The organism is Roseateles sp. GW821-FHT09G09 (genome assembly GCF_059415965.1).
Window position 1 is genome coordinate 356,168 of record NZ_JBWKOG010000004.1, and the last position, 25,930, is coordinate 382,097.

A 25,930-nucleotide genomic window follows, 5' to 3' on the forward strand; every position below is an offset into this window, starting at 1 on the left:
AAATAAAAAGCCAGCGTTGAAAGACGCTGGCTTTTTTCTTTGCCCAAATCATTTCCGGTGCGCTCATATTCGATTCGCGCGCTTCATTGGCGCGCCGCTTTGAATGGTTGCGCGGGATTATTCCGGGCGAATATCGTCCGGATCGAATAACTCCTGCTGGCGTTGGGTCGCGGCGACCGGCGATCCGGGCCTGGCCGGCGTGCGAGAGAGTTTCGGCGCCGGCATCGGCCAGGCGAGTCCATCCTGCATGAAGAAGTTGCGACGCGCCTGCTGCTGCGGGTGCAGGGGCGCTTCGGCGGCAGTCAGTACCGGCGCCACGCAGGCGTCGCTTCCTTCGAAGAGGGCCACCCAGTGCGCCAGCGATTCCTGCCGGATCCGCGCGGCGACCGCGTCGCGCAACGCCGGCCATTGCAGGGGATCGTCCAGCGATGGTGGCAGGGGCGGCGTCGGCATCAGGCCGAGTCGCGCCATGAGCTCCTGCCGGAACGGTGCCTCGATCGCACCGAGCGACAACCATCGCCCATCCGCGCATTCGAAGCAGTCGTAGAAATGCGAGCGGTGCAGGAAGAGGTTGCGCGACGGATCGTCGTCCCAGCGGCCGCCGGCCCGCAGTGCCTGGATGAGCGTCCCCATGTAGCCGACGCCGTCGACGATGGCCGCGTCCACGACCTGGCCGCGACCCGAACGGCGCGACTCCCACAGCGCGCACATCAGTCCGAAGAGCATCGTCAGCGCCCCGCCGCCGATGTCGCCGAGCAGGGTGGCCGGCAGCGTCGGCGCCTGGCCCGAGCGGGCGGAGAAGGGCATCAGGCCGCTCAAGGCGACGTAGTTGATGTCGTGCCCGGCGCGTTGCGCCAGCGGGCCGGTCTGGCCCCAGCCGGTGAGGCGCGCATAGACCAGCGTGGGATGAGCGGCCAGCAGCGTGTCCGGTCCCAGCCCGAGCCGTTCCATCACGCCGGGGCGGAAACCTTCGATCAGCGCGTCGGCGCCCGCGACGAGTTCGCGCACCCGGGCCAGTCCCGCGGGCGATTTCAGGTCCGCCTGGACGATGGCCTTGCCGCGGTTCAACGCCGCGCCACCACCGAGCCGTGTCTCACCGCCGGGCCGCTCCACGACGGTCACGTCGGCGCCGAAATCGGCCAGCACGAGCCCCGCGAACGGTGCCGGACCGATGCCGGCGAACTCCACGATCCGCAAACCGCTCAAGGGACCGCTCGCGCCTTTGTTCGCGCTGTTGTTCGCGCTGTCGTTCGCGCCGTCGTCCAAGGTGTCGCTCATGCCGCGTCTTCCGGGGAATGTGGGTCGCGACACCATATCGTGTCGCCGGCCGGGTCTCTGGAAGCCTGGGCGGGGACGCCGCCGGAGCGCGACACAATAGCCGCATGAGCAAGGCATTCACGAAGGAATCCGAGAGCGACGATGAGGACGACGGCCCGTCGCTGCCCGCATTGCCCCAGGGCTCGCGCAACTACATGACGCCGGCGGGGTACGCCCGGCTGCGCGCCGAGTTCATGCAGCTGCTGGACGTCGAGCGTCCCAAGATCGTCGAGATCGTTTCCTGGGCCGCGAAGAACGGCGACCGCTCGGAGAACGGGGACTACCTCTACGGCAAGAAGCGGCTGCGCGAGATCGACCGTCGCCTGCGCTTCCTCACGAAGCGGCTGGACATCGCCGAGGTCGTGGACCCGAGCGCGCACCATGGCAGCGACCAGGTGTTCTTCGGCGCGACGGTGACCTACGCCAACGGCAAGGGCGAGGAACGGACCATCACCATCAAGGGCATCGACGAGTCGGACAGCCTGGCGGGCGAGGTGAGCTGGGTGTCGCCGATCGCGCGCACATTGCTCAAGGCGCGCGAGGGCGACGAGCTGCAGCTGGTGACGCCGGTGGGCGTGGAGCCGATCGAGGTGGTGGAGGTCCGCTACCCCAAGCCCGGGTCGCCCGAGTAGCCCAGGCGGCCTGACCGGCGAGGAGCCTGCTCAGGGCTTCACGCGCCAGGCGCGCATCACCGCGCTCGAGCGCTTGAGCGTGCGCAGCGCATCGGCCAGGTGCAGCCGGTCGCGCACCGCCAGCAGCAGCGTCATTTCCGCGGTCTCGCGCTGCTGCGAGTCGTCGCTCATGGCGATGTGCGTGATGTCGGCCTCCGCGCTGCTGACCGCGGTCGCGATCTGCGCCAGCACGCCCTTGCCGTTGCGCATCAGCACGCCGACCTCCGCCTCGAAGCTGCGGCTCAGTTCCTCGCCCCAGCCGACGGCGATCCAGTGCTCGCTGTCGCGCTGGAACAGGCGTCGTCCGACCGAGCACTCGGCCGTGTGGACCACCAGGCCCTCCCCGCGACCGAGGTAGCCCTTGATGTCGTCGCCGGGAATCGGCCGGCAGCAGGTGGCCAGGCGCACGGAGGCGCCTTCGCTGCCGTCGATCAGGACCTGACCCTGCGCCGGCGCGTCGTCGGTGGCGAAGCGGCCCATCGTCAGCAGCACCGCGTCGGGCCGCTGACCCTGGTCGGACAGGGTGCGCGCCAGCTTCTTCGCCACGATCGTCGCGATCTTGCGCCCCAGGCCGATCTCGACGAGCAGCTCGTCCACATGCCGGTTGCCCGCCCAGCGCGCCAGGTCCTGCCACAGCGCGGCGGCGGTCTCGTCCTCGGGCTGAAGGCTGGGCAGCGCCAGGCCTTCCGCGCGCAGCGCCTGCGCCAGCATCTTGTGGCCGAGCTCGCGCGACTCCTCCTGCTCCAGGTTCTTCAGGAAATGCCGGATCTTGGAGCGCGCCCGCCCGGTACGCACGAAGCTCAGCCAGGCCGGATTCGGCCGCGCGCCGGCGGCGGTCACCACCTCGATCACGTCCCCGCTGCGCAGCTCGGTGCGCAGCGGCACCGGCTCGCCGTTGACCTTCGCGGCGACGCAATGGTCGCCCACGTCCGAGTGGATCGCGTAGGCGAAGTCCACCGGCGTCGCGCCCTTGGGCAGCGCCATGATCTTGGACTTCGGCGTGAACACGTAGACCGCGTCGGGGAACAGGTCGATCTTGACGTGCTCCAGGAACTCGGTCGCGTCGCGGGTCTCGTCCTGGATGTCCAGCAGCGACTGCAGCCAGCGCGATCCCAGCTGCTGCGCGCCCTTGGCGTCGCCCTTGCTCTTGTACAGCCAGTGCGCGGCCACGCCTTTCTCGGCGACCATGTGCATGGCCTCGGTGCGCATCTGGAATTCCACCGGCGTGCCCAGCGGGCTCACCAGTGTCGTGTGCAACGACTGGTAGCCGTTGGGCTTGGGGATGGCGACGTAGTCCTTGAAGCGGCCCGGCTGCGGCTTGTAGAGCTGGTGCAGCACGCCCAGCGACCAGTAGCACTGGGGCAGGTCCTGCACGATCACCCGGAAGCCGAAGATGTCGCTGACCTGGGCGAAGCTCAGGTGCTTCTCTCTCATCTTCTTGTAGATGCTGAAGAGCGTCTTCTCGCGGCCCTGGATCTCGACGCGCAGGTTCGCCTCGGAGAAGGCCTTCTGCACGTCGCGCTCGATGCGCGACACCAGGTCGCGCCGGTGGCCGCGCGCCTTGGTGACGGCCTTGGCCAGTGCGCCGTGGCGCCACGGGTGGATGTACTGGAACGAGAGTTCCTGCAGTTCGCGGTAGATCTCGTTGAGGCCGAGCCGGTGGGCGATCGGCGCATAGATGTCCAGCGTCTCGCGGGCGATGCGGCGTCGCTTGTCGAACGCCATGTGCTGCATCGTGCGCATGTTGTGCAGGCGGTCGGCCAGCTTGATCAGGATCACGCGGACGTCCCGCGCCATTGCCAGCAGCATCTTGCGGAAGCTCTCCGCCTGCGATTCCTCGCGCGTCGAGAATTGCAGCTTGTCCAGCTTGGTCAGGCCGTCGACCAGTTCGGCGGTCGGCGCCTCGAAGCGCTCGATCAGTTCGGTCTTGGTGACGCCGCAATCCTCCATCGCGTCGTGCATCAGCGCGGCCATGATGGCCTGCGCGTCCAGGCGCCAGTCGGCACACAGGCCGGCGACCGCGATCGGATGGGTGATGTAGGGTTCGCCGCTGGCCCGGAACTGCCCCAGATGGGCCTCGTCCGCGAACTTGTAGGCCTCGCGGATGCGCTTGACGTCGGCCTTGGGCAGATAGTGCAGGCGGTCCACGAGCGCGTCGAACGAGGACGCCTCGGCGGCCGTGTCCGGCGTGGCCTTGGGGCCGGCCAGCCCGGTCAGGCCTGGAATGTGAGCGGTGGCGAAGGAGCGGAGACCCATGCGATGCAATTTAACCGATGGCGACAGGGGTTTCCGGCGAGTGGACTTGAGGTCGCGGCCCCCTCCGGGTCCGGAATTAAGGGTTTATCCCTATCAAGAACACGCGAAAGCTGCGGATCGAGGCCTAAAGTCCGGAGGTCGCCCGCCGATAAACCGAACATGCCCTGGAAGGGCGATGGCCCGGGACCCGTCCCGGTCCCGGCATCCGCTGGCCGAAATGTGCGGACACCTCGCGGGAGGCTCGCCATGAATCCTGTTTCCAACAACACAACGACCTTGAACGGTCCCGGTGCGACCACCGGGCAGTCGGCGCGCGTGCGTGAAGCGGGCGTCGACGATCCCTCGACGGCGTCGCCGGTCGAGGCCTCCGCCGTGGTGAGCCTGTCCCCGCTGGCAGCGAGCCTCGCCGCCTCGGAAACTCAGGCGCAGACACGTCCGGCGCCCGCCTCGACGGTGCAGACGCAAGCAGCCCAGGCCCAGGCCCAAACTCAAGCTCCGGCCCAGGCCGCGGCGCCTGCCCCGGCGCCCGCCCCCACGACCGTGACGGCGCAGAGCACCTCCTTCCAGCCGTCCAATGCCCGGGCCGCCGTGGTGTCCCGGGACGACAAGTTCCCCGAGCCGATCAGCCTGGTGCCCAACCTGGTCTATGCCGAGGCCGATTCGGACCAGAACGGCGTCATTTCGCCGTCGGAGCGTCGGTCCTACGACGTCCTGCATCCCACGCTGGGCCAGCGCCCGGCGGACGTGCCGCCCAAGCGCGTCGTCGATGCCGAGTTGCGCGAGTACACCTCGATCGCCAACAACCAGTTCTGACGCCGTCGCGCGGGGCCCGCCGACCGGCGACGCCCGATATCGCCCGATGGGGGGATCCGGGACGGACTCCCCCTTCCGAGGGCCCTCCTCAGTCGGGTATGCAAGGCGCGATCCGGCGCGCAAAGTTGACTCCGTCGCGGCTCGGCATGAGCTGCCTGTCGTTGAAGGAGTCAGCCATGCACTTCGCCGAAATCGAGACCGGGGACTACCGCATCTATGCCGGCGCGATCGAGCGCCCCCGCCAGTTCGGCTACGTGGCGGCGGTCGTCGTGGTGCGGACGGGGCTCTGCGAGGCGATGAACAAGCGCGAAGCCTTCCGCGACGAGAACCTGGCCGGCGGCTACGGCTGGGCGACGCCGGCGGAGGCCTTGCGTTTCGCCATCAATGCCGGCAAGGAAGCGGTGATGTGCCGGATCGGCATGTACGCGTGACGGAGGCGGCATGATCCGGACCACCCTGTTCGACGAACTTGTCGATGCCGACGTGTTCGGCGACGCCCTGTTCGATGACGACCTGTTCGACGACTTCCTCACCACGCTCCCGCGGGTGGGGGCGGAGACCGCCCCGACCATCTCGCTGACTGGCGCCCCGTTTGCCGCCCCGTTTGCCGCCCCATTTGCCGGCCCGGCTGCCGCCCCGCTCCCCGTGGCTCAAGCGGCCCATCCCGTGCTTCGTCGCGTGAGCGCCCGTCCACGCTTGGATCGCCGCGACGGGCCCGTTATCGTGCGGGCATGTCGACCCCGGTCCTCCCCGTCAGCCCTTCCGACCCTCCGCATCCGGCCTGGCACGGTTTCGTCTCCTACCTGACGCCGCAGCGCGTCCTGCTGGCGCTGGCGCTGGCCACCGTCTTCGCGCTGGCGCTGCAGCCGATCTTCATCACCCCGTTCCCGGTCCTGCTGGGCCGGACGATGTTCGTGGGCATGCTGGCCTTGCTGGCCTTCTCGGCGGCCGGGCAATGGCCACGCCGTCTGCCGCGCTGGTGGGCGCGATGGCTGTTCCAGGTCGTCGTGGTCGCGGCGGCGGTGCCGCTGGCCACGCTGGCCGTCTACATGGTCGCCGTCGGCGGTGACTTCTCCAGCTTCGTCGAATCCGAATCCCGGATGCTCGGCTTCCTCTGGATCGCAGGATCCGGTCTGGTCGTCGGACCGCTGCTGGCGATGGGGGCGCTCTACCGCCAACGCGATGCCGAAGCCCGCAGCCAGGCGCTCAGTTTCGAGCTCGAACGCAGCGAACTGGAGCGACGGGCCCTCGACGCCCGGCTGCGCCTGCTGCAAGCGCAGGTCGAGCCGCATTTCCTGTTCAACACGCTGGCCAATGTCCGCGCGCTGGTGGAGACCGGATCGCCCCAGGCCGCGCCGGTGCTGCGCAGCCTGATTGCCTACCTGCGCGCGGCGATGCCGCGGCTGCAGGGCGACGCCACGACGCTGTCCGACGAGGTCGCCCTGGTCCGCGCCTACCTCGAGCTGATGCACCTGCGCATGCCGGACCGGCTCGATGTCGTCGTCGACCTGCCGCAGGAGCTCGGCGGCCTGCGCTTTCCGCCGATGGCCTTGCTGACGCTGGTCGAGAACGCCGTGCGCCACGGCATCGATCCCAGCGAAGAAGGCGGGCGCATCGAGGTCGGCGGAGTGCTGCACGACGGCCAGGTGCGGCTCTGGGTCAGCGACACCGGCGTCGGCATGACGCAGAGCATGGGCAGCGGCACCGGGCTGCGCAACCTGCGGGAGCGGCTGACGCTGTTCTACGGCCCCGGCGCTTCGTTGGCGCTGACCGAAAATCTACCGCACGGCCTGTGTGCCGAGCTGCGCTTCACTCCGCAATGACATGAGTTCTTCCGACCGCCCCGCCCAGTTCGACCATGCCGCGCCGACCGCCCTGATCGCGGACGACGAGCCGCTGCTGCGCGACAGCCTGCAGCGCAGTCTCGGCTTGCTGTGGCCGGAACTGCGCGTGGTCGCGCAGGCGCGCAACGGGCGCGAGGCGGTGGAGATGTTCGAGGTCCACCGACCCGACATCGCCTTCCTCGACGTCCACATGCCGGGCCTGAACGGGATGGAGGCGGCCCGGCAGATCGCGCGCCAGGCGCATGTCGTGTTCGTCACCGCGTTCGAGGCTTACGCCTTGCAGGCCTTCGAGCGCGGCGCCATCGACTATCTGGTCAAGCCGGTCGACGAGGCCCGCCTCGCCGACACGGTCGGCCGGCTGAAGGAGCGTCTGGCCGAGCAGCCCCGGCGTTCGCGCGGGGAGGGCAGCCAGGCGGCGCTGGAGGCTGTCATCGACGAGCTCGCCCGCCGCATCGCGCGGCAACCGGGCGCGCCCGCGTCGGCGGCCGCCGGCCTGGCGACCGACACCGGACCCTTGCAGTGGATACGCGCGTCCGTGGGGTCGACGCTGAAGCTGATCCCGGTCGACGAGATCCTCTTCCTGCGCTCGGACGAGAAGTACACGCTGGTCGTCACCGCCGAGGGCGAGGCGCTCATCCGCACGCCGATCCGCGAACTGATCGAGCGGCTCGACGCCCAGCGCTTCGTGCAGGTCCATCGCTCGGTGGTGGTCAATCTGCACGCGATCAGCCACGTCACGCGGGGGCCGAACGAAACGGCGGACCTCCACCTGAAGGCGCGGCCCGAGGTGCTGCCCGTCAGCCGCAGCTACCTGCACCTGTTCCGGCAGATGTGAGGCGACCCGCGGGCGAGGGCCGGCGCGCGCCGGTGCTCGGTCCCCGGGGATTCAGCGGCCCGGTTGCGCCTGCTCCAGCGGTTGAGGTGCGGCGGGCAGCGGCACCTGCTGGGCCTTGCCCTGCACGACCACCGGTTCCAGCTGCCACATCGGGGCGGCGACGTTGACCATCTGCACGACGGCCATCACGGCGACCGCGATGATCGCGGCCATCAGCGCGGTGTGCATCGCGCCGTCGGAGAAGCGGTGCAGCTCGGGTTCATCGGGGGTCGAGGGCTGGTGTCGCGCCGACGCGCGCCAGCCGTTCCACGCTTGAGAGAGTCGGGTGTCCATGGTCTCTGCTCCTCGTCGACAAGCTGCAACAAGTCTAGGTGGCGGCCCGGCGCGCTTCCAGCGAAGCCGGACGTAAAAAAGCGCGGCTCAGCCGCGCTTTTCCGCTGTCCGTCGCAAGGGACGGTCCGACGCTCAGCGCTGCAGCGCCTCGGTGCGGGTGTTCAGCCAGGCGAGGGCCTCGCCGTCGACCAGCGGCGCCAGACGCCGGCGCACCTCGGCGTGATATGCGTTCAACCACGCGAGTTCGTCCTCCGACAGCAAGGCCACCGCGATGCAGCGCGTGTCGATGGGGCACAGCGTCAGGGTCTCGAACGCCAGCATCTCGCCGAACTGCCCCTTCTCGGCGGTTTCGAAGGCCACGTTCAGCACCAGGTTCTCGATCCGCACCCCCCATTGGCCGGGGCGGTACAGGCCGGGCTCGATCGACGTGATCATGCCGGGCTCCATGGCCATGTTCGCGTCGGGCACGGCCTTCGAGATGCTCTGCGGGCCTTCATGCACGTTCATGAAGTAGCCGACGCCGTGGCCGGTGCCGTGTCCGTAGTCCAGGCCGTGGGCCCACAGCGGGGCGCGGGCGATGGCGTCGAGCATCGGGCTCAGCGTGCCGCGCGGGAACGCGGCGCGCGACAGCGCGATCGTGCCCTTGAGCACCAGCGTGTAGTCGCGCTGGTGGTCCTCGGTGATGGTGCCGATCGGCCAGACGCGGGTGATGTCGGTCGTCCCGCCCACGTACTGGCCGCCGGAGTCGATCAGCAGCAGGCCGTCGCCCTCGATCTGCGAGAAGGACTCCGGCACCGCGCGGTAGTGCGGCATCGCGCCGTTGGCGTTGAAGCCGGCGATGGTCGAGAACGACAGGCCGACGAAGCCGGGCCGCTTGGCCCGCTCGGCGGTCAGGCGCTCGTCGACGGTGAGTTCGGAGATCGCCTCGCCGCGCGCCAGGGCCGCTTCGAACCACGCATAGAACGCACACATCGCGGCGCCGTCCTGTTCCATCGCCTGGCGGATGAACTGCGCTTCGGCGGCGTTCTTGCGGCTCTTCAGCAGCGTGCTCGGATTGATGGCCTCCACGACGGCCGCCGAGGCCGGCAAGGCCTCGCGCAGGCCGAGCGTGACGCGACGGGGGTCGATCAGCACCTTGGCGTCCGAGGGCAGGGCGCCCAGCGTCGCGCGGGTGTCGGCATACGGCGCGACGCGCACGCCGTCCGCGGCGAGTCGCTGCGCCAGCGCCGCGTCGATCTTGCCGGGCTGGACGAACAGCGTCGTGCCGGTCGTGCCGGTCGTGTCCAGCAGCGCATGGGCGAGGAACACCGGGTTGTAGGTCACGTCCGAGCCGCGCAGGTTGAGCAGCCAGGCGATGTCGTCGACGCTGGAGATCAGGTGATGCGAGGCGCCGTGTCTGGCCATGCCCTCGCGGACCTGCTGGAGCTTGTCGGCGCGGCTGACGGTGGCCTGCGGCGAGGCGTGCTCGTAGATGGGCGCGTCGGGCAGGCCGGGGCGGTCGTCCCAGGCCTGGTCGATCAGGTCGAGTCCGGTGTTGATCAGCACGCCCTTGGCGCCGAGCGCCGCGCGCAGCTGTTGCGCGACGGCAAGTCCGAGCACCTGCCCATCGACGACCAGGGTCTGGCCGCGCTGCAGCGTGTCCGCGATCCAGGTGATGTGCTGGCTGGAGGCGCCGGTGGGGATCTTGAAGAGGGCGATGCCGCTGTCGGCGAGCTCGCGTTCGGCGGAGGTCCAGTAGCGGCTGTCGGCGAACAGCTGGGCGTCATCCAGCGTCACGACCAGGGTGCCCATGGAGCCGGTGAAGCCGGAGAAGACTTCGCGGGCTTGCCAGCGGCGCGGCAGGTATTCGGAGAGATGCGGATCGGCCGAGGGGACCAGGATGGCGTGGGCGCCGGCGTTGCGCAGCGCGTCGCGCAATCTGGAGATGCGCAGCTTGATCTGGGAAAGGCGGGTATCCATGGCGGGCCTCGGCGGGTTGGCGAGCGGACCGTGGGTGACCGGATAGGCCACCCACATCGAGTCGTCGAATTGTAGGAGTGACGTCCTCCACCCCTCCAACGAGCGTGCGAGGTCGTGCCGGAGCGGGGCGACCAGGCCCCCTTGACGGAACTTAGGGAGGGAATTTGTCGGCCGGGGCGGCCGACAAAGGAGGGAGATGGAGTCAAGGGGGCCTGGTTGCCCTGCGAGCGCTCACAGCTCTGTCCGCAGCGCCCACAACTCCGGGAACAGCACGACGTCCAGCATCTTGCGCAGATAGCTGACGCCGCCCGTGCCGCCGGTCCCTCGCTTGAAGCCGATCACGCGTTCCACGGTGGTGACGTGGCGGAACCGCCAAAGCCGGAACGCGTCTTCGAGGTCCACGAGTTCCTCGCCCATCTGGTACAGGTCCCAGTGCGCCTTCGGATCGCGGTAGACCTCGAGCCAGGCGGCCTTGACGCCGTCGTCGGCGGAACGTGGCTGCGTCCAGTCCCGCTCGAGCGCGGCGGCGGGCACATCGATGCCGCGGCGCTTCAGCAGCCGCAGGACTTCGTCATACAGCGAAGGCGCCTCATAGGCCGCCTGCACCTCGGCCAGCAGGTCGGCGCGATGCGCGTGCGGCTTGAGCATCGCCGCGTTCTTGTTGCCGAGCATGAACTCGATGCGGCGGTACTGCGCGCTCTGGAAGCCGCTGCTGTTGGAGAGGTAGGGCCGGATGGCCGAGTACTCCGGCGGCGTCATCGTGCTGAGCACGTCCCAGGCGTGGACGAGCTGCTCCATGATCCGCGACACCCGCGCCAGCATCTTGAAGGCTTCGGGCAACTGGTCCGAGGCCACGTGCGTCACCGCGCCGTGCAGCTCATGCAGCATCAGCTTCATCCACAGCTCCGAGGTCTGGTGCTGGATGATGAAGAGCATCTCGTTGTGGTCGGGCGAGAGCGGATGCTGGGCGCTCAGCACCTGGTCCAGGCGCAGGTAGTCGCCGTAGCTCATGTCCTTGGAGAAGTCGAGCTGCGCGCCTTCCTCGCGGACGATGGCTTCACCGCGTTGTCCGGTGCCCGGTCCGCTGCCTTGTCCCGTTCCTTCAGCGGCCTTGTCGTCCGCCGCGCCGGACCCATCGGACCCATCGGAACCATGTCCCATCGGGCAACTCATGTCACCGCCGCCTTCTTGTTGAAGCGCGCCTCGCGCCATTCCCCGGTGGCCAGCACCTGATGCAGATGCTCGACCGCGTCCCACGCGTCGGCGAAGCCGATGTACAGCGGCGTGAAGCCGAAGCGCAGGATGTGCGGCACCTCGTCGAGGCGTGCCGGATCGCCCGCTCGGAAGTCGCCGACCACCCCGCGCTCGATCAGCGCCTGCACGACCGCGTAGCCGGCCGTCTCATGCAGCGGGGCCTTCAGCGCCAGGCAGACCTGGCTGCCGCGCTGGGCCGCGTCGCGCGGCGAGACCACGTGGATGCCCTGGTCGCCGCAGCGCTCTTCGGCCAGGCGCGCGAACAGCTCGGTCAAGGCGATCGATTTCTCGCGCAGCGCCGCCATCCCGCCGAAGGGCTCGGCCGCCAGCAGCGTGTCGACGCCGCACTCCAGCGCCGCCGTCGACAGGATCGCCGGCGTGCCGCAGATGTAGCGCTTGATGCCCGGCGCCGGTGAGTAGTTCGACGTGAACTGGAACGGCGATGCGTGGCCCAGCCAGCCCGACAGCGGCTGCCAGAAGCGGTCCGCGTGACGCGGATGCGCCCACACGAAGGCCGGCGCGCCCGGGCCACCGTTGAGGTACTTGTAGCCGCAGCCGATGGCGAAGTCCGCGTCCGCGGCGTTCAGGTCGACCGGGACGGCGCCCGCGGAGTGCGCCAGGTCCCACACGGTCAGTGCGCCGGCCGCATGGGCCGCGGCGGTCACCGCCCTCATGTCGTGCTTGCGGCCGGTGCGGTAGTTGACCTCGGTCAGCATCAGCACGGCGAGCCGGTTGTTGAGCAGACCCGGGATCTCATCCACGTGGTCGACGAGGTGGAGCGTCATGCCGAACTGCTCGGCGAGACTCTCCGCGATGTAGAGGTCGGTCGGGAAGTTGCTGCGCTCGGAGACGACGACCGTGCGGCGGCTGCCGCCCGCGTCGGCCTCGCCCGCCTTCACGATGCGCAGCGCCGCGCTCAGCACCTTGTAGAGGTTGAGCGAGGTCGAGTCCGCGACGATGGTCTCGCCGGGCTTCGCGCCGATGAGTCGGCCGATCTTGTCGCCGATGCGCGAGGGCAGATCCATCCAGCCGGCCGTGTTCCAGCTCTTGATCAGGTCGCGGCCCCACTCCTCGGCGATCACCTGCTGCACGCGCGCGGCGGTCGCCTTGGGCATCGCGCCAAGCGAATTGCCGTCCAGGTAGAGCGTGCCCGCAGGCAGGGAGAACTGGTCCTTCAACGGCGCCAGCGGATCGGCGGCGTCCAGGGCCAGGCAGTCTTGTCGTGTGGTCATCGGCGTTCCAGGCAAGTGCGATGAAAGAAGGGAAGAACGGAAAGTCGGGGGAGGGCGATGGCGCCCGGCGCGCTCAAAGGGAACGCAGCACCGCGCGCACCGGCGACGCGCATGCGCCGGCGAGCTTGAGCGGCAGCGCGATCAGTTCGTAGTCGCCCTCGGGCACGTCGTCGAGCACGAGGTTCTCCAGCACGCGCAGATCCAGCCTCAGCAGCCGCTGGTGGCTGTCCAGCGTCTTGCTGGTCGCGGGATCGACGCTCGGCGTGTCGAGTCCGATCAGCTTCACGCCGCGCGCGGCCAGCCACTCGACGGTCTCCGGCGCGTAGGCGCTGAACGCGGGATTCCAGACGGTGTCGGCGCGTTCGTTGCAGCGCACCAGCACGCGCGCCGGCAGGTCCTGCGCGGCGTGTGCCAGATGCTCGACGCGGATCAGCGGGCCGCAGCCGATCGCATAGATCACGCGGCACGGCCCGAGGTAGGGATCGAGCGCGACTTCCGCCGCGCTCGCGACGCCGTCGGCGTAATGCAGCGGCGCGTCGGCATGCGCGCCGACGTGCGGCGACATCGTGATCGCGCTCAGGTTCACCGGGCACTCCGGCGATAGCCGCGCGGTCCACTTCAAGGCGTAGGGCTCGTCGCCGGGAAAGATCGGCGCGTCGGGCGCCACCACCGGCGAGATGTCCCACAGCGAGCGTGGGGAGGATCGTTGGGACGATGGCTGGGAAGATGGGCTGGTTGACTTCATCTGCTGCTCCTGCCGGGCCTTCGGCACGACGGCGCGCACCTTAGCGCGCGGTCCTGGACCGTGGTGTCGGTTAATTCCAACAAGGCCGGGTGCTTTGCGCAAGCCGCCCGGGCGGCGACGTCGACGGGCTCAGGGTTATCTCGGGAAAGGCCGGTCGCCCAGATCGTTGACACCTCAACTATCCAGGCCTAAAGTGATCCCGTCAAGCAGTCCTCGCCCGACGCTCGCCGGGCTTCCCACCATGCGTATCACCTGCATCGGCGGCGGTCCCGCCGGCCTGTACTTCGCGCTGCTGATGAAGCGGCAGGACCCGGCGCACGAGGTCACGGTGCTGGAGCGCAACCGCGCCGGCGACACCTTCGGCTGGGGCGTGGTGTTCTCGGACCAGACCCTGGCCGCGTTGCGCGAGGCCGATCCGAAGACGGCCGAGCAGATCCTGCAGTCCTTCAATCACTGGGACGACATCGCCGTCCACATCGACGGCCGCACGATGGTGTCCGGCGGACACGGCTTCTGCGGCATCGGCCGGCGCAAGCTGCTGGACATCCTGCGCGAGCGCTGCGAGGAACTGGGCGTCGTGCTGCGCTACGAGACCGACGTCAGCGATGACGCCGACATCGATGCCGACCTGATCATCGCCGCCGACGGCCTCAACAGCCGCCTGCGCCAGAAGTACGCCGCGACCTACCAGCCCGACATCGACCTGCGGAACTGCCGCTTCGTCTGGCTGGGAACGACCAAGCTCTTCGACGCCTTCACCTTCGATTTCCAGAAGACCGAATGGGGCTGGTTCCAGGCGCACGCCTACCGCTACGACGATACGCATTCGACCTTCATCGTCGAGACGCCAGAGCAGGTCTGGCAGGCCGCCGGCCTCGAGGACATGAGCAAGGAGGAGGGCATCGCCTTCTGCGAGAAGCTCTTCGCGAAGGTGCTCGACGGCCATCCGCTAATCTCGAACGCGGCCCACCTGCGGGGCTCGGCACAGTGGATCCGCTTCCCGCGCGTGGTGTGCAAACGCTGGGTGCATCACAACGGCCGCGCGCCGGTCGTGCTGATGGGCGATGCGGCGCACACGGCGCATTTCTCGATCGGCTCGGGCACCAAGCTCGCGCTTGAAGATGCGATCGCGCTCGCCCGCGACATCGGGCGTCACGGCGGCGGCGTCGACAGCCTGCCCGCCGCGCTGGAGGAATACGAAGCCACGCGATCGATCGACGTGCTGCGCATCCAGAACGCCGCGCGCAACTCGACGGAATGGTTCGAGAACGTCGAGCGCCACGCGCGCCTGGCGCCGGAACAGTTCGCGTACTCGCTGCTGACGCGCTCGCAGCGCATCTCCCACGAGAACCTGCGGCTGCGCGACGCGCGCTACGTCGGCGAGTATGAGTCGTGGCTCTCGCAGCGCGCGGGCCTGGACCGGGCCGCGCCGCCGATGTTCACGCCGTTCACGCTGCGCGGCGTGAGGCTGAAGAACCGCGTCGTCGTGTCGCCGATGGCGCAGTATTCCTGTGAGGACGGCCAGCCTGCCGACTACCACCTGGCCCACCTCGGCGCCCGTGCGATGGGGGGCGCGGGGCTGGTGTTCGTCGAGATGACCTGCGTGTCGCCGGACGCCCGCATCACGCCGGGATGCCCGGGCCTGTGGAACGACGCGCAACGCGACGGCTGGAAGCGCATCGTCGATCACGTGCATCGCAGCTCGACCGCGAAGATCGCGATGCAGCTCGGCCATGCCGGCGCGAAGGGCTCCACGCGCGTGGCGTGGGACGGCATCGACCAGCCGCTGGACGAGGGCAACTGGCCGTTGATCTCGGCGTCGCCGCAGCAGTACCTGGATGGTGTCAGCCAATGGTCGAGTGCGATGACACGTGCCGACATGGCGCGCGTCACGGCCGACTTCGTGGCGGCCACGCGCCGCGCCGCGGAAGCCGGCTTCGACTGGCTGGAGTTGCACTGCGCGCACGGCTACCTGCTGTCGAGCTTCTTGTCGCCGTTGACGAACCAACGTACCGATGAATTCGGCGGCTCCTTGGAGAACCGCCTGCGTTATCCGTTGGAAGTCTTCGCCGCGATGCGCGCGGTGTGGCCGCAGGACCGGCCGATGTCGGTGCGGATCTCTGCGAACGACTGGGTGCCGGGCGGCACGACGACGGAGGACGCGGTCGCCATGGCCGAGGCCTTCAAGGCCGCGGGCGCCGACCTGATCGACGTTTCCTCGGGCCAGGTCAGCAAGCAGGAGCGGCCCACCTACGGTCGCATGTGGCAGACGCCGTTCAGCGAGAGCGTACGCAACCGCGCCGGCATCGCGACGATCGCGGTGGGCGCGATTTCGGAGGCGGACCACGTCAACAGCATCATCGCGGCCGGCCGCGCCGACCTGTGCGCGATCGCGCGTCCGCACCTGGCCAACCCGGCATGGACGCTGACCGAGGCCGCAAGGATCGGCTACCTCTCCGGCCCTGGCCTGGACTGGCCGGTCCAGTACCTGTCCGGCAAGAGCCAGATGGAGCGCGAGTTCGAACGCCAGCGCGCCACGGGCGGCAGTGCCGCCGCGCAGGAACAGGCCAACAAGGCGCTCGGCGTCTGAAGCGGGAGGCCTCGCCATGAGCAACAAGTACCCGCTCGAAGGTCTGCACGCCGTCGTCACCGGCGGCGGTTCCGGCATCGGCGCCGCGATCGCGCAGGCGCTGATCGCCGACGGCGCGCGCGTCACGCTGATGGGCCGGCGCATCGAGAAGCTGAAGGAACAACGCGACCGGCTGAACGTCGACGGCGGACCGTCGGTCGAGCTGCAGGTCTGCGACGTCGGCGACGAGGCCAGCGTGAGCCAGGCCTTCGCGGCGGCGGTGGCCGCGGCCGGGCCCATCGACCTGCTGGTCAACAACGCCGGGCAGGTCGAGACCGCGCCGCTCGCGAAGACCTCGTTGGACACCTGGCAGCGCCTGCTCAACGTCAACCTCACCGGCAGCTTCCTGTGCAGTCGCGAGGTGCTTCCCGCGATGACCGAACGCCGCTTCGGCCGCATCGTCAACGTCGCGAGCACCGCCGCGCTGAAGGGCTACGCCTACGTCGCGGCCTACTGCGCGGCCAAGCACGGCGTACTCGGCCTCACGCGCGCGCTGGCACTGGAGACGGCGCGCAAGGGCGTGACCGTCAATGCCGTGTGCCCGGGCTACACCGAAACCGACATCGTCGCCGGTGCGATCGACACCATCGTCGCGAAGACCGGCCGCACGCCGGACCAGGCGCGCGCCGAGCTCGCTTCGGTCAATCCCCAGGGGCGACTGGTCGATCCGGCGGAGGTCGCCGCTTCGGTGGCCTGGCTGGCGCGTCGCGACAGCGGCTCGATCACGGGACAGGCGATCGCGGTTGCCGGCGGGGAGGTGATGTGATGCGCGACGCTGCACGAGATGCCACGAACGGCGCGACGCGCGCCGCTGCAAAAGGCGCGGCCCCGGACGTCGACGACCTGGGCACCGAGTTCGGCCCCGACCTGGAGTCGCGCATGCACGACGGCGACCACCAGGCCCTGCGGGTCTGGCTGCGCCTGCTGGCCTGCACCACGCGCATCGAGGACCAGATCCGCCAGCGCCTGCGCAACGACTTCGGCACGACGCTGCCGCGTTTCGACCTGCTCGCGCAGCTCGAACGCAGTCCCGACGGCCTGACGATGCGCGAGCTGTCGCAGCGGCTGATGGTCACCGGCGGCAACGTCACCGGCATCACCGACCAGCTCGAGGCCGAGGGCCACGTGGTGCGCGAGCCGCATCCGTCGGACCGGCGCAGCGTCACGGTGCGGCTGACGCCGGCCGGACGACGCCAGTTCAAGCGCATGGCCGCGACGCACGAGGGCTGGATCGTCGAGCTGCTGGCCGGCTGGCCGCCCGAACAGAAGACCCAGGTGTACGAGCTGCTCGCGGTGCTGAAGGGCCACCTCGCGCAACTCGACGTCGCCCGCAAATGACCGTCGCCCGCAAATGACCGTCGCCGGCGAGTGATTGTCACCAGTGACCGACTGCCCGCGGCGAATGATCGCCGGGAGCGAACCCAGGAGTATTCATCGATGGACAGCCATCTCATCACCGGCAACACGCGCAGCCTGAAGGGCTTCGAGCCGAAGCATTTCGCCTGGCGCCAGGAGGGCGCCGTCGGCGTCGTCACGCTGAACCGCCCCGAGCGCAAGAACCCGCTGACCTTCGAGTCCTACGCCGAACTGCGCGACCTGTTCCGCACGCTGGCCTACGTGGACGAGGTGAATGCGATCGTCGTTCAAGGCGCGGGCGGCAACTTCTGTTCCGGCGGCGACGTGCACGAGATCATCGGCCCGCTGACGAAGATGGCCATGCCGGACCTGCTGGCGTTCACGCGCATGACCGGCGACCTGGTCAAGGCGATGCGGGCCTGCCCGCAGCCGGTGGTGGCCGCGATCGACGGCGTCTGCGCCGGCGCCGGCGCGATCATGGCGATGGCCTCGGACCTGCGCGTCGGCACGGCGCGCAGCAAGACGGCCTTCCTGTTCACCCGCGTCGGACTGGCCGGCTGCGACATGGGCGCCTGCGCGCTGCTGCCGCGCATCGTCGGCCAGGGGCGCGCGTCGGACCTGCTCTACACCGGCCGCAGCCTGGGTGGCGAAGAGGCGCTGCAGTGGGGCTTCCTCAACCGCATGGCCGAGCCGGACGCGCTGGAGTCGCAGGCCGTGGCCTGGGCCGCGGAGATCGCCGCCGGCCCGAACTTCGCGCACGCGATGACGAAGCGGATGCTGCATCAGGAGTGGACGATGGGCGTCGACGAGGCCATCGAGGCCGAGGCGCAGGCGCAGGCGATCTGCATGATGACGCAGGACTTCCATCGCGCGTACCACGCGTTCGTCGCGAAGCAGCGCCCCGAATTCAAGGGCGATTGAGGACGGCCATGAATCATCTGAAGCATCTGGACTGGCCGTTCTTCGACGACAAGCATCGCGCGCTGGCGAGCGAACTGGACGGCTGGTGCGCGCGCAACCTGGCGCATGGCTCGGTCGATCACGAGGACGTCGACACGAGCTGCAAGTCGCTGGTGAAGGCGCTCGGCGCCGGCGGGTGGTTGAGGCACGCCGTGGCGGGCGAGGGCGAGGCCATCGACACGCGCGCCATCTGCCTGCTGCGCGAGACGCTCGCGCGCCACGACGGCCTCGCGGACTTCGCCTTCGCGATGCAGGGATTGGGCTCGGGCGCGATCTCGCTGATGGGCACGCCCGCGCAGCGCGAGGCCTACCTGCCGCGCGTCGCGCGGGGCGAGGCGCTGGCCGCGTTCGCGCTCTCGGAGCCGGAAGCCGGCTCGGATGTCGCGGCGATGCAGTGCGCCGCGCGCCTGGACGACCAGAGCGGTGACCACTACGTCATCGACGGCGAAAAGACCTGGATCTCCAACGGCGGGATCGCGGACTTCTATGTCGTTTTCGCACGCACGGGCGAAGCGCCCGGATCGCGCGGCATCAGCGCGTTCATCGTCGACGCCGGCACGCCGGGCTTTGAAATCGTGGAGCGCATCGACGTGATCGCGCCGCACCCGCTGGCGCGCCTGCGCTTCAGCGGTTGCCGCGTGCCCAGGACCGCGATGGTCGGCGCGCCGGGCGAGGGCTTCAAGCTGGCGATGCGCACGCTGGACGTGTTCCGCACCTCCGTCGCCGCTGCGTCGCTGGGCTTCGCACGACGGGCGCTCGAGGAAGGGCTGAACCAGGCCAAGGAGCGCGCGATGTTCGGCGCCACGCTGGCCGACCTGCCGCTGACGCAGGCCAAGCTCGCCGACATGGCGTGCACGGTCGACAGCAGCGCGCTGCTGGTCTACCGCGCCGCGTGGGAGCGCGACCAGGGCCGCACGATCACACGCGAAGCCGCGATGGCCAAGCTGATGGCCACCGAGGGCGCGCAGCGCGTCATCGACGCGGCAGTGCAACTGCACGGCGGCCGCGGCGTGCGGCGCGGCGAGATCGTCGAGTCCCTCTACCGCGAGATCCGCGCGCTGCGCATCTACGAAGGGGCCAGCGAGGTCCAGCAACTGATCATCGGACGCGACCTGTTGAAGAACGGCTGAGCACGCACGAGCACGCACGAGCACGCAAGACGAGCACGGACAGGAACGGATAAGGACTTCCTCATGCACCGCACCGCCCACCAGGACACCTTCGCTCGCGACCACCTGCCGCCGCAGGAGCAGTGGCCGGCGCTGGTCTTCGACTTGCCGGAGCTGCAGTTTCCGGAGCGGATGAACTGCTCGTGGGACCTGCTGGACCGCTGGGTGGCCGAAGGGCAGGGCAGTCGGACCTGCGTGATCGGCGGCGAAGGGCGCGGCGGTGAGATCCGCTGGACCTACGCCGAGCTGCAGGCACAGGCGAACCGCATCGCCAACGTGCTGGTGAACGACCTGGGCGTGCTGCCCGGCCACCGCGTCCTGCTGCGCGGCGCCAACACGCCGCAGATGGCGGCCTGCTGGTTCGCGGTGATGAAGGCCGGCGCGATCGCCGTCGCGACGATGCCGCTGCTGCGGGCGAAGGAACTCGGCCAGGTCATCGAAAAGGCGCGCGTCTCGCACGCGCTGTGCGACGCGGCGTTGGCCGAGGAGCTGGAGACGGCTCGATCGCAGTTCCCCGTGCTCGAACGTGTGTGCCTGTTCCGCAGCGATGCGGCCGACGGACTGGAAGCGCTGGCCGAGCGCCAATCCGCGAGCTTCGACAATATCGACACCGCGTCCGACGACTGCGCGCTGATCGCGTTCACCTCCGGCACGACGGGGCAGCCCAAGGGCACGATGCATTTCCACCGCGACGTCATCGCGATCTGCCGCTGCTGGCCGGCGCACTGCCTGCGCGCTCGCGCTGATGACGTGTTCATCGGCAGCCCGCCGCTGGCCTTCACCTTCGGTCTCGGCGGCCTGCTGCTGTTCCCGCTGAGCGTCGGCGCGACGGCGGTGCTGCTGGAGAAAGCCTCGCCCGACGCGCTGCTGCCGGCGATCGAGAAGCACCGCGCCACCGTCTGCTTCACCGCGCCGACGTCCTATCGCGCGATGGCCGCGGCGATCGCCGCCAGAGCGACGTCGGCGAGCCCGGGTCCCGGAACGGACGTGGTCAAGGCGTGCGACCTGTCCTCGTTGCGCAAGTGCGTCAGCGCCGGCGAGGCGCTGCCCGCCGCGACGCGCCAGCTGTGGAAGGACACGACCGGCCTGGAGATGATCGACGGCATCGGCGCGACCGAGATGCTGCACATCTTCGTCTCGCACACCGAGGAGACCGCGCGTCCCGGCGCGACGGGCAAGCCGGTGCCGGGCTACCGTGCCCGCGTGGTCGACGACGAGGGCAACGACGTGCCGCAGGGCAGCGTCGGCAAGCTCGCGGTGCAGGGGCCGACCGGCTGCCGCTACCTCGCCGACGATCGCCAGCGCAAGTACGTGCAGCACGGCTGGAACCTGACTGGCGACGCCTACCTCGTCGATGCCGACGGCTACTTCGTCTACCAGGCGCGTACCGACGACATGATCATCTCCGGCGGCTACAACATCGCCGGCCCGGAGGTCGAGTCCGCGCTGCTCGCGCATCCGGCGGTCGCCGAGTGCGCGGTGGTCGGCGTGCCCGACGAGGAACGCGGCCAGGTGGTCAAGGCCTTCGTCGTGCTGAAGCCCGGCGTCAACGGCATCAACGGCATCAACGGCGACAGCGCCGCCGCGGCCGCGCCGGGAGCCAGCGGTGTTGCCGGCGAAGCCGCGCTGATCAAGGCCATGCAGGACTTCGTCAAGGCCACGATCGCCCCGTACAAGTACCCCCGTGCGATAGAGTTCCGCGCCAGTCTGCCTCGTACCGAAACGGGCAAGCTGCAGCGCTTCCGCCTGCGTGAGCAGTAACCGCAGTCTTCCGACCGACCGTCCCCTTTCGCCCCCTTTCCCCCCCGGAGAAGCCGATGAAGATGCCGTCGAAGTCCCTCGCGTTCCTGCCCATGCAGACTGCCGCCCCGACCGCGTTTTCGGCGCTCGCGGCGCTCGCGGCGCGTGCGTCGTTCACCGCGCTCATGGCGCTGACTGCGTTCGCCCCCGCCGCCCATGCCGCCGACAAGCTCAAGGTCGGCATGCTGAGCACGCTGTCCGGCGCGGGCGCCGGCCTGGGCGTCGACATCCGCGACGGCTTCGCGCTGGCGGTGCAGCAGAACGGCGGCAAGCTCGGCGGCCTGCCCGTGGAGACCGTCATCGCCGACGACCAGCAGAACCCCGAGGTCGCCAAGCAGTCCGCCGAGCGGCTGCTCAAGCGCGACAAGGTCGACGTCATGACCGGCATCGTGTTCTCCAACGTGATGCTGGCGGTCGGCCCCGGCGTCTTCTCGGCGCAGGTGCCCTACATCAGCGCCAACGCCGGTCCGTCGCAGTACGCGGGCGAGCAGTGCAACCCCTACTTCTTCAACGTCGCCTGGCAGAACGACAACCTGCACGAGGCCATCGGCAAGACGGTGATGGACAAGGGCTTCAAGAAGGTCGTCGTGCTCGCGCCCAACTACCCGGCGGGCAAGGACGCGGTGGCGGGTTTCCGGCGCTACTACAAGGGCGTGGTCGCCGACGAGATCTACACCAAGCTCGGCCAGCTCGACTACTCGGCGGAGCTGGCGCAGGCACGCGCGGCCCGGCCCGACGCGATGTACATCTTCCTGCCCGGCGGCATGGGCATCAACTTCATCAAGCAGTTCGTCGGCGCGGGCCTGTCCAAGGACGTCACGTTGTTCGGACCCGGCTTCTCGGCCGATGAAGACGTGATCAAGGCCGTCGGCGAGCCGATGCTGGGCATGTTCAACAGCTCGCACTGGGCGCACGACCTGGACAACCCGGCCAACAAGCGCTTCGTCGCGGACTTCGTCAAGGCCTACGGCCGGCTGCCCTCGCTGTACGCGAGCCAGGGCTACGACGCGGCGCAGCTGATCGGCGCCGCGGTGCGGGACGTGAAGGGGAAGATCGAGGACAAGCCCGCGCTGCTGAAGGCGCTCAAGGCGGCGAAGTTCGACTCGGTGCGCGGCGCCTTCCGCTTCAACCACAACCAGTACCCGGTGCAGGACTACTACCTGCGCGTCATCACCAAGGACCCGCAGGGCCGCGTGACCAACCGGACGCTGGGCAAGATCTTCGAGCAGCACGCGGACGCGTATGCGCCGCAGTGCAAGATGAAGTGATGGCGCAGGGACGCTGGCGTGACTCGACGACCGCCGCTCACGATGACGCCTTCCCGGAGCGTTCCGCCATGGACCTGATCCTCGTCGCCGAGCAGGCCCTCAACGGCCTGCAGTTCGGGCTGATGCTGTTCCTGCTGGCCGCCGGCCTGACGCTGGTCTTCGGCATCATGGACCTGATCAACCTCGCGCACGGCTCGCTGTACATGGTCGGCGCCTACCTCGCCGCGGCGGCGATGGCGGCCGGCGCGTCCTTCCTGGTCGCGGTGATCGCCGCGGTCGCGGGCACGGCGCTGTTCGGCATGCTGCTGGAGGTGACGCTGCTGCGCCGGCTCTACCAGCGCGACCACCTGAGCCAGGTGCTGGCGACCTTCGCGCTGATCCTGATGCTCAACGAGGGCGTGCGCATGATCTGGGGCGAGCAGCCGCTGATGCTCAACACGCCGGCCGCGTTGTCCGGTCCGGTCGAGCTGCTGCCCGGCCTGATGTACCCGGCCTACCGGTTGCTGATCATCGTCGTGGGGCTGGCGGTGGCCGTCGGGCTCTTCCTGTTGGTGACGCGCACGCGGTGGGGCATGTGGGTGCGCGCCGGCGCGTCCAACCGCGCGATGGCCACGGCGATGGGTGTGCCCGCGGACCGGCTGTTCACGGCGGTCTTCGGCATCGGCGCGGCGCTGTGCGCGCTGGCGGGATCGCTGCTGGGACCGCTGCTGGCGGTGCAGGTGGGCATGGGCGAGAGCATCCTGATCCTGGCCTTCGTCGTGATCGTCATCGGCGGCATCGGCTCGATCCGCGGCGCGCTGGTCGGCGCGCTGCTGGTGGGGCTGGTGGACACGGGCTCGCGCACGCTGCTGCCGGCGGCGCTGCGGCAGATCGCCTCGCCCGAGCTCGCGTCCACGCTCGGCCCGTCGATCGCGGCCATCTTGATCTACGTGCTGATGGCGGCGGTCCTGTTCTGGAAACCGCGCGGCCTGTTCCCCGCGAGAGGCTGATCCGATGACCGACTCCTTGCGCCCCCGGCGCACGCTGCTCCACCACCGCGCCGGCGGCGCCTGGGCGTGGGCGGTGTTCGTCGCGCTGGCGGCGCTGCCGCCGCTGCTGCAGGCGCTGGACCTGGCGTTCTACACGGTGGTCGCGACGCGCGTGCTGATCTTCGCGATCGCCGCGGCGAGCCTGAACCTGATCCTCGGCTTCGGCGGGCTGGTGAGCTTCGGCCATGCGGCCTTCGTCGGGATCGGCGCGTACACGGCGGGCGTGCTGGCAGACGCGGGCGTGACGTCGGCGTGGATCGCCTGGCCGGCGGCGATGGCCGTCTCCGGCGCCGCGGCGGCGGTCATCGGCGCCGTCAGCCTGCGCACGCGCGGCGTCTACTTCATCATGATCACGCTGGCCTTCGCGCAGATGTTCCATTACCTGGCCGTCTCGCTGAAGGCCTACGGCGGTGACGACGGCCTGCCGGTCGCGGCGCGGTCGACGTTGAACGGGCTGCCGGTGAACCTCGCCGACGACGCGTCCTTCTTCTGGGTCGCCCTGGTGCTGTTCGCGCTGGTCTTCGCGGGGCTGCGACGCCTGGTCAACTCGCCACTGGGCTGGCTGCTGCAGGCCGCGCGCGACAACGAGACCCGCGTCGCCGCGACCGGCGGCCGCGTGTTCGCGGTGCAGTGGACGGCCTTCGTCGTCGCGGGCGCGATCGCGGGGCTCGCCGGCGCGCTGCTGGCCAATCTCAACGGCCTGGTCTCGCCGCACCTGATGCACTGGTCGCAGTCGGGGCAACTGATGGTGATGGTGATCCTGGGCGGCGCGGGCGCCTTGTGGGGCGGCCCGGTCGGCGCAGCGGTGTTCCTGCTGCTCGAGGAACTGCTGTCCGGCGTGACCGTCCATTGGCAGTTCGCGCTCGGCGCGATCCTGCTCGTCGTGGTGCTCTTCGCGCCGCGCGGCTTGGCGGGACTGTTCAAGGAGACCCCGCGTGCCTGAGATCGCGACACAGTCGTCGTCGCTTCCCGAGCTCTCGCTGCTCCAGGTCCATCGCCTGGTGAAGCGCTTCGGCGCGCTGACCGCGACCGACGAGGCGAGCTTGGCCGTCCGAGCCGGCGAGACCCACGCCCTGATCGGCCCGAACGGCGCCGGCAAGACGACGCTGATCCACCAGATCTCCGGCGCGCTGACGCCCGACAGCGGCGGCCTGTTCTTCGACGGCGAGGACGTCACCGCGCTGACCATGCCGCGCCGCGTGCGCGAGGGCTTGGTGCGTTCGTTCCAGATCACCAGCATCTACCGGCGCTTCACCGTGCTGGACAACGTCGTGCTGGCGGTGCTCGCGCGGCGGCCCTCGGTGCCGTCGTGGTGGCGCGCGGCGCGCGCGGACGAGGCGGCGTATGCCGATGCCGAGGCGATGCTCACGCTGGTCGGCCTCGCCGCGATGGCCGACCGTGTCGCCGGTAGCCTCGCGCATGGCGAGCAACGCCAGCTGGAACTGGCGTTGGCGCTGGCCGCGCGGCCGCGCCTGCTGCTGCTCGACGAACCGATGGCCGGCATGGGTCCGGATGAATCGGCACGCATGGTCGAATTGCTGTCTGCGTTGAAGGCGCAACGCCTGACCCTGCTGCTGGTCGAGCATGACATGGACGCCGTGTTCAAACTTGCCGACCGCGTGTCGGTGCTGGTGAGCGGGCGCGTGATCGCGACCGGTTCGCCGGACGAGATCCGCAACGATGCGGCGGTCAGGCAGGCCTACCTCGGCGACGAGGCGACGGAGGCGGCCGCATGAGCGATGCCCTGCTCGAGATCGAGGGCCTGCGCGCCGGTTATGGTGACAGCCAAGTGCTCTTCGGCCTGGACCTGCGCATCGCGCCGGGCGAGGTGGCGACGCTGCTGGGCCGCAACGGCATGGGCAAGAGCACGACGCTGCGCTGCCTGACCGGCTGGCTGGCGCCGAGCGGCGGCCGCATCCGCTTCGCCGGCGAGGACGTCACCGGCTGGCGCGCCGACCGCATCGCGCGCCTGGGGCTGGCGATCGTGCCCGAGGGGCGGCAGATCTTCCCCAACCTCAGCGTGCTCGAACACCTGAAGGCCTTCGAGGCCAACCGCTGCCGCGCGATGGAGCCATGGACCATCGATCGCGTCCTCGCGCTCTTCCCGCGGCTGAAGGAACGCGCGTCGCACATGGGCCAGCAGCTGTCGGGCGGCGAGCAGCAGATGCTCGCCATCGGCCGGGCGCTGGTGACCAATCCGCGGCTGCTGGTGCTGGACGAGGCGACCGAGGGCCTGGCGCCGCTGATCCGCGAGGACATCTGGCGCTGCCTGGACACGCTGCGGCAGGCGGGCCAGACGATCCTGGTGGTCGACAAGTACGTGAAGCGGCTGATCCGGCTGGCGGACCGGCACAGCATCCTGGAGCGCGGGCAGGTGGTGTGGCGCGGCGACTCGGCCGCGCTGGCGGCCGATCACGGGCTGTGGCACCGGCACCTGGGCGTTTGAGTCGAGAGGGAACGA

23 protein-coding genes are annotated in these 25,930 nt (G+C 69.6%); 16 read left to right on the forward strand and 7 right to left on the reverse strand.

What is annotated here, in order from left to right; genetic code table 11:
* Positions 1-117: 117 nt before the first annotated feature.
* Positions 118-1,278 carry a CaiB/BaiF CoA transferase family protein gene (locus tag AC07O8_RS13065; RefSeq protein WP_495048427.1) on the reverse strand — a complete coding sequence of 387 codons (1,161 nt, stop codon included), beginning with the start codon at positions 1,276-1,278 and terminating at the stop codon, positions 118-120.
* Positions 1,279-1,382: 104 nt separating this feature from the next.
* On the opposite strand from AC07O8_RS13065, the gene greB reads away from it, so the two are divergent.
* Entirely contained in the window at positions 1,383-1,949 is a 567-nt protein-coding gene (greB, locus tag AC07O8_RS13070) for a transcription elongation factor GreB (RefSeq protein ID WP_495048428.1), read from the forward strand.
* 30 nt (positions 1,950-1,979) lie between these two features.
* Here the strand turns inward: greB and AC07O8_RS13075 are convergent, their stop codons facing one another.
* Positions 1,980-4,244: a RelA/SpoT family protein gene (locus AC07O8_RS13075; RefSeq protein WP_495048429.1), complete on the reverse strand. Its 2,265-nt coding sequence runs from the start codon at positions 4,242-4,244 to the stop codon at positions 1,980-1,982.
* 246 nt (positions 4,245-4,490) lie between these two features.
* Between AC07O8_RS13075 and AC07O8_RS13080 the strand changes: the two genes are divergently transcribed.
* The 4 genes from AC07O8_RS13080 to AC07O8_RS13095 all read left to right on the forward strand — a co-directional run bounded on the left by AC07O8_RS13080 (position 4,491) and on the right by AC07O8_RS13095 (position 7,736).
* On the forward strand, positions 4,491-5,057 hold the full coding sequence (locus tag AC07O8_RS13080; RefSeq protein ID WP_495048430.1) for a hypothetical protein: 567 nt from the start codon (positions 4,491-4,493) through the stop codon (positions 5,055-5,057).
* Positions 5,058-5,233: 176 nt separating this feature from the next.
* Positions 5,234-5,488: a hypothetical protein gene (locus AC07O8_RS13085; protein WP_297525651.1), complete on the forward strand. Its 255-nt coding sequence runs from the start codon at positions 5,234-5,236 to the stop codon at positions 5,486-5,488.
* A 300-nt stretch (positions 5,489-5,788) separates the two neighbouring features.
* Positions 5,789-6,880, forward strand: coding sequence for a sensor histidine kinase (locus AC07O8_RS13090; protein ID WP_495048431.1), 1,092 nt, complete (start codon positions 5,789-5,791; stop codon positions 6,878-6,880).
* A 1-nt stretch (position 6,881) separates the two neighbouring features.
* Positions 6,882-7,736, forward strand: coding sequence for a LytR/AlgR family response regulator transcription factor (locus AC07O8_RS13095; RefSeq protein ID WP_495048432.1), 855 nt, complete (start codon positions 6,882-6,884; stop codon positions 7,734-7,736).
* Between the two features lie 51 nt (positions 7,737-7,787).
* On the opposite strand, the gene AC07O8_RS13100 is transcribed toward AC07O8_RS13095, so the two are convergent.
* From AC07O8_RS13100 to kynB, 5 genes are all read right to left on the reverse strand, one after another.
* Positions 7,788-8,069, reverse strand: coding sequence for a hypothetical protein (locus AC07O8_RS13100; protein ID WP_495048433.1), 282 nt, complete (start codon positions 8,067-8,069; stop codon positions 7,788-7,790).
* A gap of 132 nt (positions 8,070-8,201) precedes the next feature.
* Positions 8,202-10,028 carry an aminopeptidase P family protein gene (locus AC07O8_RS13105; RefSeq protein WP_495048434.1) on the reverse strand — a complete coding sequence of 609 codons (1,827 nt, stop codon included), beginning with the start codon at positions 10,026-10,028 and terminating at the stop codon, positions 8,202-8,204.
* A gap of 231 nt (positions 10,029-10,259) precedes the next feature.
* Positions 10,260-11,189, reverse strand: coding sequence for a tryptophan 2,3-dioxygenase (gene kynA, locus AC07O8_RS13110; RefSeq protein ID WP_495048435.1), 930 nt, complete (start codon positions 11,187-11,189; stop codon positions 10,260-10,262).
* 8 nt (positions 11,190-11,197) lie between these two features.
* Positions 11,198-12,514, reverse strand: coding sequence for a kynureninase (kynU, locus tag AC07O8_RS13115; RefSeq protein WP_495048436.1), 1,317 nt, complete (start codon positions 12,512-12,514; stop codon positions 11,198-11,200).
* 73 nt (positions 12,515-12,587) lie between these two features.
* Complete coding sequence (gene kynB / locus AC07O8_RS13120; RefSeq protein WP_495048437.1) at positions 12,588-13,259, reverse strand: arylformamidase; 672 nt, start codon at positions 13,257-13,259, stop codon at positions 12,588-12,590.
* A gap of 241 nt (positions 13,260-13,500) precedes the next feature.
* Between kynB and AC07O8_RS13125 the strand changes: the two genes are divergently transcribed.
* The 11 genes from AC07O8_RS13125 to AC07O8_RS13175 all read left to right on the forward strand — a co-directional run bounded on the left by AC07O8_RS13125 (position 13,501) and on the right by AC07O8_RS13175 (position 25,915).
* Positions 13,501-15,849, forward strand: coding sequence for a bifunctional salicylyl-CoA 5-hydroxylase/oxidoreductase (locus AC07O8_RS13125; protein ID WP_495048438.1), 2,349 nt, complete (start codon positions 13,501-13,503; stop codon positions 15,847-15,849).
* A 16-nt stretch (positions 15,850-15,865) separates the two neighbouring features.
* Complete coding sequence (locus AC07O8_RS13130) at positions 15,866-16,654, forward strand: SDR family NAD(P)-dependent oxidoreductase (protein WP_495048439.1); 789 nt, start codon at positions 15,866-15,868, stop codon at positions 16,652-16,654.
* Positions 16,654-17,226, forward strand: a complete 573-nt coding sequence (locus AC07O8_RS13135; RefSeq protein WP_495048440.1) for a MarR family winged helix-turn-helix transcriptional regulator — start codon at positions 16,654-16,656, stop codon at positions 17,224-17,226. Before AC07O8_RS13130 ends, AC07O8_RS13135 begins: the two co-directional genes overlap by 1 nt.
* 99 nt (positions 17,227-17,325) lie before the next feature.
* Positions 17,326-18,165 (forward strand): enoyl-CoA hydratase family protein, encoded by an 840-nt coding sequence (locus AC07O8_RS13140; RefSeq protein WP_495048441.1) that lies wholly within the window; start codon positions 17,326-17,328, stop codon positions 18,163-18,165.
* Positions 18,166-18,173: 8 nt separating this feature from the next.
* Positions 18,174-19,334 carry an acyl-CoA dehydrogenase family protein gene (locus AC07O8_RS13145; RefSeq protein WP_495048442.1) on the forward strand — a complete coding sequence of 387 codons (1,161 nt, stop codon included), beginning with the start codon at positions 18,174-18,176 and terminating at the stop codon, positions 19,332-19,334.
* A 63-nt stretch (positions 19,335-19,397) separates the two neighbouring features.
* Positions 19,398-21,134: an AMP-binding protein gene (locus AC07O8_RS13150; protein ID WP_495048443.1), complete on the forward strand. Its 1,737-nt coding sequence runs from the start codon at positions 19,398-19,400 to the stop codon at positions 21,132-21,134.
* A gap of 56 nt (positions 21,135-21,190) precedes the next feature.
* A complete protein-coding gene (locus AC07O8_RS13155; RefSeq protein WP_495048444.1) occupies positions 21,191-22,441 on the forward strand; it encodes an ABC transporter substrate-binding protein in 1,251 nt (416 codons plus the stop codon).
* Positions 22,442-22,509: 68 nt separating this feature from the next.
* The gene (locus tag AC07O8_RS13160) at positions 22,510-23,430 is read left to right on the forward strand and encodes a branched-chain amino acid ABC transporter permease (protein ID WP_495048445.1); all 921 of its coding nucleotides are present in this window, start codon (positions 22,510-22,512) and stop codon (positions 23,428-23,430) included.
* A 4-nt stretch (positions 23,431-23,434) separates the two neighbouring features.
* Positions 23,435-24,412: a branched-chain amino acid ABC transporter permease gene (locus AC07O8_RS13165; RefSeq protein WP_495048446.1), complete on the forward strand. Its 978-nt coding sequence runs from the start codon at positions 23,435-23,437 to the stop codon at positions 24,410-24,412.
* Positions 24,405-25,205: an ABC transporter ATP-binding protein gene (locus AC07O8_RS13170; protein WP_495048447.1), complete on the forward strand. Its 801-nt coding sequence runs from the start codon at positions 24,405-24,407 to the stop codon at positions 25,203-25,205. Before AC07O8_RS13165 ends, AC07O8_RS13170 begins: the two co-directional genes overlap by 8 nt.
* The gene (locus tag AC07O8_RS13175) at positions 25,202-25,915 is read left to right on the forward strand and encodes an ABC transporter ATP-binding protein (RefSeq protein ID WP_495048448.1); all 714 of its coding nucleotides are present in this window, start codon (positions 25,202-25,204) and stop codon (positions 25,913-25,915) included. The genes AC07O8_RS13170 and AC07O8_RS13175 overlap by 4 nt, the downstream gene beginning before the upstream one ends.
* Positions 25,916-25,930 lie beyond the last annotated feature (15 nt).